This is a genomic window from Paenibacillus diazotrophicus, assembly GCF_042610465.1.
Genome location: NZ_JBGJZN010000001.1, coordinates 1,824,970 through 1,837,774, shown reverse-complemented (window position 1 = coordinate 1,837,774; position 12,805 = coordinate 1,824,970). Strand labels below are relative to the sequence as shown.

11 protein-coding genes are annotated in these 12,805 nt (G+C 47.6%); 6 read left to right on the top strand and 5 right to left on the bottom strand.

The window, feature by feature from the left end; translation table 11 throughout:
* Positions 1-88 precede the first annotated feature (88 nt).
* Positions 89-2,002 carry a serine hydrolase domain-containing protein gene (locus ACAN54_RS08355; protein WP_379152922.1) on the top strand — a complete coding sequence of 638 codons (1,914 nt, stop codon included), beginning with the start codon at positions 89-91 and terminating at the stop codon, positions 2,000-2,002.
* Between the two features lie 190 nt (positions 2,003-2,192).
* Here the strand turns inward: ACAN54_RS08355 and ACAN54_RS08350 are convergent, their stop codons facing one another.
* Complete coding sequence (locus ACAN54_RS08350; RefSeq protein ID WP_379152920.1) at positions 2,193-4,469, bottom strand: preprotein translocase subunit SecA; 2,277 nt, start codon at positions 4,467-4,469, stop codon at positions 2,193-2,195.
* Positions 4,470-4,801: 332 nt separating this feature from the next.
* On the opposite strand from ACAN54_RS08350, the gene ACAN54_RS08345 reads away from it, so the two are divergent.
* Positions 4,802-5,626, top strand: a complete 825-nt coding sequence (locus ACAN54_RS08345; RefSeq protein WP_379152918.1) for a GNAT family N-acetyltransferase — start codon at positions 4,802-4,804, stop codon at positions 5,624-5,626.
* 680 nt (positions 5,627-6,306) lie between these two features.
* Here the strand turns inward: ACAN54_RS08345 and ACAN54_RS08340 are convergent.
* Positions 6,307-6,528 carry a hypothetical protein gene (locus tag ACAN54_RS08340; RefSeq protein ID WP_379152916.1) on the bottom strand — a complete coding sequence of 74 codons (222 nt, stop codon included), beginning with the start codon at positions 6,526-6,528 and terminating at the stop codon, positions 6,307-6,309.
* 318 nt (positions 6,529-6,846) lie between these two features.
* Between ACAN54_RS08340 and ACAN54_RS08335 the strand changes: the two genes are divergently transcribed.
* Positions 6,847-7,275: an SRPBCC family protein gene (locus ACAN54_RS08335; RefSeq protein ID WP_379152914.1), complete on the top strand. Its 429-nt coding sequence runs from the start codon at positions 6,847-6,849 to the stop codon at positions 7,273-7,275.
* A 489-nt stretch (positions 7,276-7,764) separates the two neighbouring features.
* Here ACAN54_RS08335 and ACAN54_RS08330 read toward each other — a convergent pair whose 3' ends face one another.
* A complete protein-coding gene (locus ACAN54_RS08330; RefSeq protein WP_379152912.1) occupies positions 7,765-7,992 on the bottom strand; it encodes a hypothetical protein in 228 nt (75 codons plus the stop codon).
* A 1-nt stretch (position 7,993) separates the two neighbouring features.
* On the opposite strand from ACAN54_RS08330, the gene ACAN54_RS08325 reads away from it, so the two are divergent.
* Together ACAN54_RS08325 and ACAN54_RS08320 are read left to right on the top strand one after the other, a co-directional pair.
* On the top strand, positions 7,994-8,917 hold the full coding sequence (locus ACAN54_RS08325; protein ID WP_379152910.1) for a hypothetical protein: 924 nt from the start codon (positions 7,994-7,996) through the stop codon (positions 8,915-8,917).
* Position 8,918: 1 nt separating this feature from the next.
* On the top strand, positions 8,919-9,056 hold the full coding sequence (locus ACAN54_RS08320) for a hypothetical protein (protein ID WP_379152908.1): 138 nt from the start codon (positions 8,919-8,921) through the stop codon (positions 9,054-9,056).
* Between the two features lie 211 nt (positions 9,057-9,267).
* Here the strand turns inward: ACAN54_RS08320 and ACAN54_RS08315 are convergent, their stop codons facing one another.
* Entirely contained in the window at positions 9,268-10,161 is an 894-nt protein-coding gene (locus ACAN54_RS08315; protein WP_379152906.1) for a sulfurtransferase, read from the bottom strand.
* A 184-nt stretch (positions 10,162-10,345) separates the two neighbouring features.
* On the opposite strand from ACAN54_RS08315, the gene ACAN54_RS08310 reads away from it, so the two are divergent.
* Entirely contained in the window at positions 10,346-11,350 is a 1,005-nt protein-coding gene (locus ACAN54_RS08310) for a phosphotransferase enzyme family protein (protein WP_379152904.1), read from the top strand.
* A 5-nt stretch (positions 11,351-11,355) separates the two neighbouring features.
* Here ACAN54_RS08310 and ACAN54_RS08305 read toward each other — a convergent pair whose 3' ends face one another.
* Positions 11,356-12,753, bottom strand: coding sequence for a cryptochrome/photolyase family protein (locus tag ACAN54_RS08305; protein ID WP_379152902.1), 1,398 nt, complete (start codon positions 12,751-12,753; stop codon positions 11,356-11,358).
* Positions 12,754-12,805 lie beyond the last annotated feature (52 nt).

Below are 12,805 nucleotides of genomic sequence, written 5' to 3'. Positions count from 1 at the left end.
CTATTTACAAAAGTATGCAGTTATGTGTCCGGATTCTTGATAGAATAGGAGAGCTTCAGGAATTTATTGGGTTGAAGGAGATGTCTCATTGTTAAGAAAAGGATTTACAGTTGTGTTCTTGATACTTTTGCTTTTGTCCGGAAGTATCACAACATTTGCAGCGGCGAAGGTAAGCGGGGGAGCAGGGGGAGCAACCCCTTCCGGGATTCCGCTGGACGGTTTGGAAGCTTTTGTAGACAATTATGTAAAAGAGTACATAGGTAAACAATCCGTAGGAGCATCTGTTGTTATGGTGAAGGATGGCAAGGTGGTACTGTCCAAGGGTTACGGCTATGCCGACGTGGAGCAGAAAATCCCTGTCTCACCGCATACGGTAATGGAGTGGGGTTCGATCAGCAAGCTTACTGTGTGGACTTCTGTGATGCAGCTGGAGGAACAAGGGAAAATTGATCTGAATGAAGATATCCGCAGCTATTTGCCGGAGCATTTCCTAACCAAGCTGAAATATGATGATCCCATAACGATGCTCAACCTAATGAACCACAATGCCGGATTCGAAGAGTATATGTTCGATATGGCCTATCAATCCCCTGAGGAAGTGCGGTCGCTGGAAGAGGGCCTGCGGCTTGCCCAGCCGGCTCAGATTTATAAACCTGGTGAGGTTGTGGCCTATTCGAATTATGGCAACTCACTGGCTGCGTATATAGTGGAGAGAATCAGTGGTCAGCCTTATCATCAATACGTTCAGCAGCATATTTTTGATCCACTGGGAATGAAGGATTCCATTGCATATTCCGTCGTAGAGGACCGCCCGGAGCTGCTGGCACATAAAGCTAAAGGTTATTTCTTCGAAGGAGAAGGGTCCTTTAAGCAGGGATCGTGGAATTATATGTCCATGTACCCCAACGGCGGTAATAATGGCACTGCGGAAGATCTGGCTAAGTTTGCGATGGCATTCCTGCCTGCAACTGGCGAGCATTCCCCTCTGTTCCAGAAGCCCGAGACGCTAGGCATGATGCTCACTCAGAGTTATGCCTCAGCTGAAGGAATGCCGGGCATTGCGCATGGATTCTGGGAATATCCCGGACTGCACCGGACGCTCGGACATGGCGGGAATACGATTGCTTTTGCCACTAATCTGCAGATCGTACCTGAAGACCGGTTTGCGATCGTAATTATGACCAATCAGGCGAGTGAATCCCATATTGTCCATGGTCTGACCAAAGAAGTAGTGGGCCAGCGTGAGCAGGCAGCTCCTGCCGATCTGCCGGATGCGTCAGAAGTTCAAGGCGAATTCGTAGCAGCCCGCCGCACTGAACATGGCTTCATGAATCTATTCCCTTGTCTCACGCTGATGAAGATTGAGCCGCAGGGAGCAGATCAGATCCGGGTGTCTCTTGCAGGCATGACCGGAAGCTATCAGCAGGTTCAACCATACCTCTATGAGAAAGTTAGTGGAGACTCGGCGCTAGATGCCTGGCCAATGCTACATGCCAAGGTTGATGATGGAAAGGTAAAAGCGATCTCGGTCTATACCACTGATTATTTGCCGCTACCTGCCTATAAATCATTGCCGGTGCTGCTCCTGAGTGCCGCTCTGGCTGTGTTGGCCATCGCCTACTTCATTATCGCCCCGTTTGTATGGCTGGTGCAGGTGGTCTTGAATAAGCGTAGAGGGAGAACACGCCCTGTACCTTCTGCCATCAACAGCAAGTTAGTGGTAGGACTTACCTTGTCGGGAACCGGCATTGTGGTTAACAATCTGGTTCTGGCCTTGCGAATGCTCAGCAACAATGAGCGTGCCTATGCCGAAGTATACCCACAGATTATGGTTAACTATGGTCTGACTGGACTGGCTGTATTGTTCTTGGCGGCAATGCTGCTATCTTGGAAGAATAACCGTTCTTCTTCATCTGCCCGTGGCAAGTGGTTGGTCATTCTTCCCGTGGTGATGATGATTATTCTGGTGGGACAGCTTGCATTCTGGCAATTCTACAGTTAAGAAGGCAGGGTGTGCCTGTTATTGTTACCCTCTCCACGTTGTGGAACGACATACGCGGTGAACGTGATGGACTTTTCTACGCTAATTTCTAATCGTTCGCAGTTTCTGAATACATCGCCGAGTGAGATTTATGCACCGGCGATGTATTTTTTGTGTTACTAAGCCTAGGGCCTGTAACTTGGACGCTGCATCAATATTTTGACAGCTTGAATACCGGCCTTATAATCGTGCGAAGCCAATAAGCAAATACGGTTGATCCGGTCCATGAGCTACGCTTATTCTGGAGGTATTGATCACTAATAATATATGTGCGGGTGGAAGCAGGGCTCTTCAGACCGAACTTTTCCCATTCTGCCGGATCATTCGAACCTCCGAGCATTTCAAGCATATTCTCTGAGGCACAATTTACTTTAGAAGGAATTTGTTCGTAGGCTTCGGTGATATGCGCATGAAATTCGTCGATCGGATTGCGGCTGGCAAGGCCCTCCAAGTGAATGCCTTCGCGAAGATAAGAGACGTATGCCAGATGTTCAGCCCAGAATTCGTCGATATAGAAAAGCCGGACCCGCTGCTCCGCAGGGCTCAACGGCTGCTCGCCTTTCAATATTCGGAGCCGCTCTGCGTATAGAATTCGCCTCTGATCTTCCACCATATCCGAATAACAGTTCAGTTCCTTGTGGATATCGAAGTTTTGGCTCATAACAATACGCTGAATACTTGTGATCTTGCTGCGGAGCACCGGATCTTCAAGAGCCTCATCCTGCCTTTGAGCGCGAACCGCTTTATGGATGCCGAAGCGAAGCAGCAACTCGTCCTCCAAGCTTATATAAAAAACGGAAGCTCCCGGATCGCCTTGCCGGCCGGAACGCCCGCGCAACTGGTCATCGATCCGCACGCTCTCGTTCACATGGGTGCCAATGACGTATAACCCGCCCAGCTTGGCGACTACTTCTGCTTGCAAGGGGTCGCCGCCGCCGAGCCGTATGTCCACGCCGCGTCCCGCCATATTTGTAGACACTGTTACTGCGCCAACTTCTCCCGCTTTGGCGATAATGGCGGCTTCTTCTGCATCGTTTTTCGCATTCAAAACATGGCAAGGTACACCGGCAGCCGCTAGCTCCTCTGTCAGCAACGCAGACTCCTCAACGCTTGATGTACCAATAAGAATGGGACGTCCCGAACTATGGACAGATGAGATTTCTTGTACCAGTGCCTTAAGCTTGGCTTCTTTATGGGTATAAATCCGGTGTAGATGGTCGATCCGAATGTTTGGCCGGTTCGGCGGGATTTGCAAGACCTGTAGCGCATAAATATCATTGAATTCCATTGCGGAAGCATACGCGGTAGCCGTCATTCCGCAAATTTGCGGATACAGACTGATGAAGTGTTGAAGGGTAATCGTCCCGAGAATTTTCCCGCCGGCTATGGAGTGCAACCCTTCCTTGGCTGTAAGAGCGGCTTGCAGCCCGTCCGGTAAATACCGGTTCTCTGCTACGCGGCCGGTATATTCTTCAATCAGCTCGATTTTGTTATCCCGGACGATGTAATCGACATCTTTTTTTAGTAACGATTCCGCATGCAGCGCACAATTTAATGATGTCAGCAGGTGAATGTTATGTGTATCGTACAAATTGCCGCATTCCAGCAGCGACTCCGCTTTTGCAGCGCCTGCTTCATTTAAGTAAACGTTCCGCTGGAATTCGTCGAATTCGTAGTGCGCTGCTTGCTTGAGCTGCCGAGCCACTTCTGCGAAACGAAAGCCATCGGACCAGAAAGAGGCCGAATCACTACTGATGACTAGCGGCACCCGAGCTTCGTCGAGAAGCAGCGAATCCGCTTCATCGACAATTACGTAGTGAAAAGGACGATGCACGGTATCGGCTTTGCTTAGTGCGATTGTATCGCGCAAATAATCGAATCCGGCCTCTTTAGCTGTAACATATGTTATATTTGCGGAGTATGCTTCCCGTTTCTCGGACAATTTCATGCCCGCTTGGACCGAATTTACCGTTAACCCGAGGAAACAATAGATAGGGCCCATCCACTCCGCATCACGCTTGGCCAAATAATCGTTAAAAGTCAGCACATGGATTCCTTTTCCAGTCAGAGCATTTAGATATGCAGGCATAACAGCTGAGAGTGTTTTTCCTTCACCTGTATGCTGCTCAATCAGAAATCTCTCATGTAGAGCAATACCAGCCATGATCTGGACTTCGTAAGGCTGTAATCCGAGTTTTCTTTTCGCCGCCTCGCAGACTAACGCATACGCATCGACAAGCAGTTCATCTAAAGGCGTGCCCGCTTTTGCTTCCTTTTGCAGCCGGAGGGACTCCGCTTGTAGCTGCTCATCGTCCCATGCTTCCAAATTCCGCTGCCTGATGAGCTCTGTTGTGTCCCGATAGATCTTCAGCTTATTCTGGGTATCTCGGTCTTTGAATTTTTTCATCATCTTGTAGGCGATATTCATATAATTTGATCTCCCCTCGTTAGACATAAGCTTACTTTTGAGCACGATTTGAGATGATCAGTCAATCATCATTATTCAGTATCTCTTCCGCCACTTACCGAGATCGAATAACTAAGTCAATTTTGTTCATGGATTCAATCTACCAATATATTCTATTAAAAGCAATTGTGACAAATAGAAGTTACTTACAGATAAAGTTGAGAGCTCTGTATTGTTCTCTAACAGGTTCATATTGTTCCGGTTGCTCCAGCTGCTATACCTTCTAGAAAATACGAATAATTTAGTTTTATCTAAACTTTACCTAGTAATAAATGGGAACTAATCATAGAACAATGATTATTTTAAAAGAAGAGGAATATGGAAAGGTAAGACATCTGGTGAAAAGTCAAAACGAGCTATCTGTATTCTCAGTTTTGGACGGGGAAATGTCTGGTGAGGTGATAGTGAATTCAGCAGAAAACCGGGATGTAGTGCTCATTAAGACCAGTGAGACCACACTGATTGCTGGTAGTGTCACCCATGAGGATTATAACAAGGGAATTTCCGGAATGTTGGATTTTTGGGATAGCATAACCCCCGATAGTGATGAGTGGAGAGTGAAGATCCCAGCCGTTCATCCCAACCGATTGATTAGGGAGTATACAAGATATAAATACACTCTGACTAGAAAAGATTACATCATGGCGGATCTCTCCCTCCCGCAGGGTTATGTCCTTGAAACCGTTAAGCTTAAGGAGCTTAGGCAAAAAAACTACAGCAATGCAAATCGGATCTACGACTGGGCAGAGGCTTGGGGCAGCGAAGAGAGGTTCGAGGAATCAGGCTGCGGCTGCTATATACGTAAGGATGACAAAATTGTCAGTTGGTCTATCAGCGATTGTTGCGCAGGTGATAGCATTGCTGTGGGGATTCATACAGACCCTGAATACAGAAGAAATGGTCTTGCCAAGAAGGTTGTGTCAGCAGTTGTCCAACTTTGCTTTGATAAAGGGTATAACAAGATTGATTGGCTGTGTGTCTCACCTCCGATTGAAAACCTGACCGATTTAGGTGACGACGGCTGGTATGAATGGGGAACCTATTTCGAGAAGGCGTCGAAGGAAAAGCCAGAGCTGATATGGGATTCACTATATTGCTATGTCAAAGCCAATGAGTAGAAAAGACTATGTCTGTGATCAATGATATGACTGAAAAAGGAATGGAATGTAACCTGCAGAGGCTGATAAGAGATATCTCTCTTTTCCAAAAGGAAGGGTTATGTCTCGCATTCAATACCTCTTTATGGAAAGAGTTCATTGGAACACGGGTTTAAAGCCTGCCAATGCTGCGTGACCTCGCTGGAATGTAGAGTTGAACTTAGCCTATTTTAACTTCAACTATAATAAAAAGTACCGAACACGGTTACCTCACCATGATCGGTACTTATTTACGGTTAAAGAGAAGAGGTTAATTAAGAATCAATAACTTTTTCTCAAAACTAATGTAAACTCCGTGAATAATCGTCTTTTGCACCCATAACTCAGATTTATATTACAAAGGAATAATGAACGCCTTATCTAAAAGAATCTGTTCTGCTTTTTGCATCATTAGCGCTTTAGTGGTAGGATCGCTGGTCAGATGTGCATTTTGAACGTAGCTATCATACTCAGAATCTCTCCAGCCTGCTTCGTTGAGCGGATTGATCGAGGTGAAGTAATCAAGATAATATAATCCGTCATTATAATCAGAAGTTAGAGATGTTTAGAGGTTTTTGATTTGGATTGAGGAACATGAAGCTAGTCTGCTGACCGCCTGGGTTTCAGAGATCACTGCATTTGCGCCGCCCGTTCGAGGGCTTTTACAATTTATTTTCCGTGGACTCGGAGTCCTGACGTTTGATTACTTCTTCGTCCCGTGCTCCATTTAATTCATGTTGGTTCTGATGAAGTTCCTTGAGCGTATTTCTATAAATATGGATCTCCTGTCGGTTCAATCCGTCACGATTTTCTTTCAAAAGCCAATTTTCCACCGTTTTCTTCAGAATTTCGCTTTTCCGCTCCAGTACTTCCGTATAACTCAATTTACTTCATCCTTTCCGTATTGCGGTTTCAGACGTCGGATAGACAATATTGACTTGTTGGCTCGTACGTGTAATATCACATCCGACGTAATGTTTAACATTATACAGGAAAGTCCAAATGTACCCAACGAGGACCAGTCGTCCTCAGATAGGGAGATTACCGCTAAGACGGGAACTGAAACCTTCAGCGGACGGGTTCGCAAAAGTGCTGCCAGATACTCCTGGATGCTGACAGATACTTCTCTTTAAATTTGGCTTCTGTTCTAATTGACTTCTAAATGTATCAATACCTAAAATGATTACAAGGAGCGTGATCATTTGCCATCGATTCGCAAAGAGATTATTATTGATGCTTCACCCGAGCAAGTGTGGGATGCCGTCAGTGACGTAGGAGCCGTACATTATCGTCTAGTTCCAATCTATACCGAGAACACTTTGCTCGACGGTTACGAAAGGACACTCATACTGCCAAATGGCGGAATTACACGTGAGTATATCGTCTCCACGGACCACAAGGAACGCCGAATGGCGTACGCGGTTGTTGAAGGCCGTATGCCTCTTGCGCATCATCATGCATCGTTTCAAGTCTTCCCGCATGGTGACAACAGCGCCAGACTAATCTGGATTACTGATTTTCTTCCGGCGCAGCTCGCTTCAGAGATTGAGGCGCGAGTACACCGCGGTGCGGAGATTATGAAGGCGACGATTGAGGCAGAGGCTAAAGGAGGAGGGCGGCAAGCTTTCTGATCATTGCATGTCACCAAACAGAATCAGGCAGTTTCGTGATATCAGACACAGGCTGCTCATTTAATCATATAGGGATAATCCGCTAGGACAAATCAACACGGTGCGATGAGGAACCCATTCTTTGATTCAAGCTTGGTATACCCGAGCCTTCTCCGAGAAAAACCAGAATTAAGCTTACCACAGAAGCCTTCCAATACGAGGTGCGGAGTACATCCTTAGCCATTCTCTTTAATTCTTTGCGATCCCTCATAAAAATCTCTCCAGTTTGCATATTGTTCTTCTTATTACAATTTATACCATATATTATACGAATAGACAAACAATTAATTATATTATTTGACTGAGTACTGAAGATTGCAGAAATTATACTGGAAACAATGTTAATGGCGGGCATCCATTGAGCCTTTGTACATCGTGCTACGCACAAAAGCCCGCATACGCTGCGGACCTTTATCACTATTCTTTTCCAGTAGCCACCGGAACTTAGCCTCATCCATCTGCAATTTCAGTGAGACGTTCCTTAATTCGTTCCGTATTTACACCGCCGTGATAAGTAATGACCGTTCCGATATCGAACACCTTCAGTCTGGCGACGGATTTCGAGGCCTGCTCATAGTCCGGTGAGATAAGGCTGAAAAAACGATATAATTTCCTTAAAGCTCCATTCTGGATAGAAAAGGTGAATCCCGATATGAATCCATTTACTAGAAAAGTCAAAGTGCCTTACATCAGATTCCGCAAAGCCAACACCCTCCGAAATGACTCGACCCAGCATGACTGGCAGCACTGGGCGGGTTACCGGGATCAGATTCAGCAAGTTCTGGAGCAAACGCTGGAACATAACCGCTGTGGGCGCGGGCATATTTTACTGCTTGGGGCCGGGAACGGAAACGATGTGCCCATTTCGTACATTGAGTCTATATTTGAGCGGATCACAATCGTTGATATCGATGAAAAAGCGCTGGACCGTTTTCTGGCCAAGTCGGCGCACCCGGAAAAATACGAACGGGCAATCATTGATTTGACCGGAGTAGGAACGGAAGTGTCATCGCCGGATGACTTGAAAGCAAAGGTTGACGAATTGCTGCCAAACGTGGATTTCTCGCCGTTGCACCCTCCTTTTGACGTGGTCATGAATTTATGCTTCACGACTCAGCTCATCTCCGCCTTTTTTTACCGGAAGAAAAATAAGGTTGCCCATACGCCAGAATTCAGCGCTCAGCTGGATCGGCTGCTAGAACGGATCCATATCAATATCTTTCAATCTTTGTGGGGCCTTCTGGCACCGGAAGGGGTGATTGTCCATTTAACGGATACTTTGCTGCTGCAGCACATCAAAACAACCGGCTATACCAGCCCGGCTGCTTTTAAGACTCTGGAGCTGACGGGAGGAAATCTCCGGGAAAACTTTGACCTGATTTACGGGCATCTGCCGGAGATGGCAAAACAAGGCTTGTGCCTGCCGGGGGCATTTGTCCACGTTCATCCGCAAATTATGCGGTTGTATAAAGTTGAATTAAGGTTTTCGCTGCTGTGGGAGTTCGTCCATGACGAATATGAAGACAGGGATTACTTTGTGAGCGCGCATGTGCTGACCAAACACAGGAATCGTATCGGCTCAGCCGTCCTCGGCAGCCGGTAATATGGAAAGACAGGCAGCGTCTGTCGCTTCGAATTCCACCGCAGCCTCCCAAAAGCTGAACTTCACGGTGAGCGATGTGCCTTATTCGTCTGCTGAGTACAAAAAGATCATTCAAACCTTTGCTCCTATCATTCGTTAAGCAAAACCAAGCTCGAGCATGTGGCCGTAGAAGTCAGCAGATACGCAACTTGAGTCTGTGCAGCAATTGTAATAAGCGCGAATCGCTGGAAAAGCACAGGGAGTCCGTGTTTTTTGAAATCAAGTTGCACCGCCAGTGTAGCGGTAATCAGTACAAAAAGCCCGCGTCGGGCGAGAACCCGACGCGGGCTTTTGCATGCTTATGCCATTGTTCATTCCTCTCCAATAGCCACGGGATTCTGCTCATAACTAATCCAGTCGCTCCAGCTCCCCGCATACAGCCGTACGTTCTTGAACCCTGCCTTTTCAAGGGCCAGCACATTCGGGCAGGCGGTAACGCCGGAGCCGCAGTAGACGATGATCTCACGATCTCTATCTAATCCTGCGAAGTGTTCAGATAGCTGTTCGGCGGTCTTGAAGCTTCCATCCTCATTTTGTGTGTCTTTCCAGAAGTAGTTGACCGCTCCGGGAATATGACCGGCTTTCTTATCCAGAGTCTCATTTCTGCCTTGATAGCGGTCATTCGCTCGGGAGTCGATAAGGATGGAGAGAGTAGCGGGCGAGCCTGCAGCAGAATCGTTAATTCCAGCCCCCGCACCTGCTTTAACCGTTTGCTCCGAAATACTGCGAACTTCATCGACATTTGCCAGCATCTGCGGTTGAAGCTTTGGTGTGAAGCTGCTTGGTATCCGCACCGGCTGATGATCTGTGACCGGGAATTTCTCAGCTTTCCATGAACTGAAGCCGCCCTCCAGAATGAATACCTGCTCATGCCCAAGGTAGCGCAGCAGCCACCAGAGCCGTGCTGCATTCATACCGCTCTCATCGTCGTAAGCGACAATACGTGTATCATTGCCGATTCCGAGTTTGGAGAGACGTGCAGCAAGCACCTCCGGATCGGGCAGAGGGTGACGTCCACCGTGGTCACCTACTGGGCTTGATAGATCCAGCTCCAGATCCAGATAAATAGCACCCGGAATATGCTCCTGATCATAGCTCTCCCGTCCGGCCTGCGGTTTACCGAGGGTGAAACGGCAGTCCACGATCGTCTGCTCGGGCTCATAGAGCCTGGCCAGCAGCCAGCGCTTAGAAACTGTAGCGTCCATAAATATCCCATCCTTTGCTCATATCAATATGAAATTTATTATAGCGGAAAAAACACAGAGACGCATACAGGCCTCAAATTCGTTTTCAGTGTTGGGAAAAGGGATTTGACACAGACGGATGACAAATATAGTATTGCTTTTGAACTGATAGGTGATTGAAATTCATGAAAGAGAGGCGCACCTTGTGGAAACAATAGTTAGCGAGATCTGGCCGCAGTGGACCGGAACCTTGGAGAAGCGCAGCGGAGGCTGGAATAATACGACTTATATTGTAAACGGCGGTGCCCGGAAGAGCATTTTGCGGATATATGATACACATCGTGACAGAGAAAAAATAGAATTTGAGCATGCCTTGCTGCAAAAGCTGGGAAAGCTCGCTTTACCTTTTAAAATACCTGTACCGGTCTGTACCCCAGCTGGAGAGACAGTGGTGCAGTTGAAAGATGCAGACGGCAAATTCGCCTGCCTGTTCAAATATATTGACGGGGATTCACCGTCAGAAGGGGATAGCGGATATTTAGAATCCTTCGGGGAGGCTGCAGGCGTATTATCTTCCACTCTGGCTGACATTCATGCCGGCCTTTCTCCGGTGTACAAGCCATATTATGAACTCCGGCAGGCATATCCGCTTTGCAGTGCAGATACGATCCGTGAGCTATGTCTGAAGCCGGCTGTGCCGTTTGCAGAACTTGCTCAAGAGCTGAACATGCTATATGAAGCTTATGACAACATCGCTGGATCGCTGACAGAATTGCAAGAACTACCGCACCAGCTGGTGCACGGGGACCTAAATGCTTCTAATCTTCTGGTAGAGACAACCGGCCGCCGGCAAGTAGCCGCGCTGCTGGATTTTGAATTCTGTACCTATGATGTCCGGGCGATGGAGCCGGCGGTTGTTTTGTCCGGGCTGCTTGGACATGCGGAGGAAAGGGCCGCAGTCCAAGCTTTTTGCCGGGGCTTCAGCCGCCATATCCATCTCACGGAAGCAGAAATTAAGGCTATTCCAGTTCTGATGCTGCTTAGAAAAGTAGATGTTTTTCTTCATTTTGTCACCCGGTATCTGGAGGGTACAGATGAGGCGCATGTGCTCCAGGAGCAAGTGAAGCTGCTGGCAGAAGACTTAATTCAGCTATCGGCAGGGACAACACTTATTCTGGAAATTCTCAAGCAAGAACAAGAGGGGATTTGAAGCATCTATCCTTTACTTTGGAGAATTTCCTTATAGATTTCAATCGCCCGTGCCCGTGAGCTTTTCAGATCCACAATCGCTCCGGGGCGGGGGAGATGGATTTCTTTGTCAGACAATTCTGACAGCTCCGGCAGCCAGTTACGGATATAGCTTCCGCTTGGATTATGAGTCTGTGATTGGGTTACCGGATTCATAATCCTGAAGTAAGGGGAGGCGTCGAATCCGAGAGAAGAGCTCCACAGCCAACCGCCCCGGTTCAGCACGTTATCATAATCGCTCAGCTTCAGCCGGAAGTACCGTTCTCCGTATATAAACGGACAGCCCAGATTCTTCGAGAGGAACATCGCGGTAATCATCCGCAGACGGTTCGGCATCCAGCCTGTTTCGTTCAACTGGTGCATAGCCGCATCGATGACTGGAATACCAGTGTTCCCTTTTGACCAGGCTTCAAAATGTTTGGTACCCAGGCTGGTCAGATCAAAGACATTCTCATAGTTGAAAAAATCAGTATCCAGACGAGCCTGAAGCAGGTAAAAATCCCGCCAGGCCAGCTGTCTTAGCCAATCTTCTCCGCTCCGTTCTTCCTCTGTAAGCCTTACGTATATCGCCCTTGCTGAAATTGCTCCAGTATTCAGATGCCGGCTGATCCGGCTCGTGCCATCCTCCGCATATTGATCCCGATTCACTGTGTAATCCGCCAGTTTTTGACTAAAAAAATGATCGAGCATTCGATTTGGATCCAGATCTTTGGTCTGACTGGATACTAGCCTGAGCTGCAGGCCAATCTCATCCGGAATCCTGAAGGTATCCGTTATACCTTGTTCCAGGCTGACCGTTTGCAGTTCCTTCAAGTCTGTGGAATAAGGAGGACGGAAACGTTCTGCGAGGAAGGTGCGCCAGCGGCGGTAATAGGGAGTGAACACCTTATAAGGTTCTGCCCGCCCGCTCCACTCCATGAAATCATCTAGGTCACAGAGCATGTTGTCTGTGTAAGCTTGATAACGGATACCAAGAGAGGATGCTGTATCATTCAACAGCTTGTCTCTTTTCACTGCATAAGGAGTGTAATCTGCATGAACCATTATTTGCTGAATGGGCTGGGTCTGTACAAGCTTCCTGACGATTGTGTCAGGCTCGCCGTACAGAATATGAAGCTGTTTTCCCGCACGGATATAATCCTGCTGTAGCCTTGCAACTTGCTTGAGAAAGTTCAGGCCGCTGTGTTCAAGATACCGCTCTTTACGCAGCAGAAAAGGATCAAGGATGAGTACATGTAAGCTGGCTGCACCACCAGAATGGATGGCATCAAAGGCCGGTAGATCGGTAGTCCGCAAATCTTTGCGGTGAATGAAGAGAATCATAAGTACGGGTTCCTTTCCTAAAAAAACTGATCTTTTGATCATAGCGGGACCCTACAGCTTCCGCAAGCCAAATAGTTATTACCCGTAACATGAT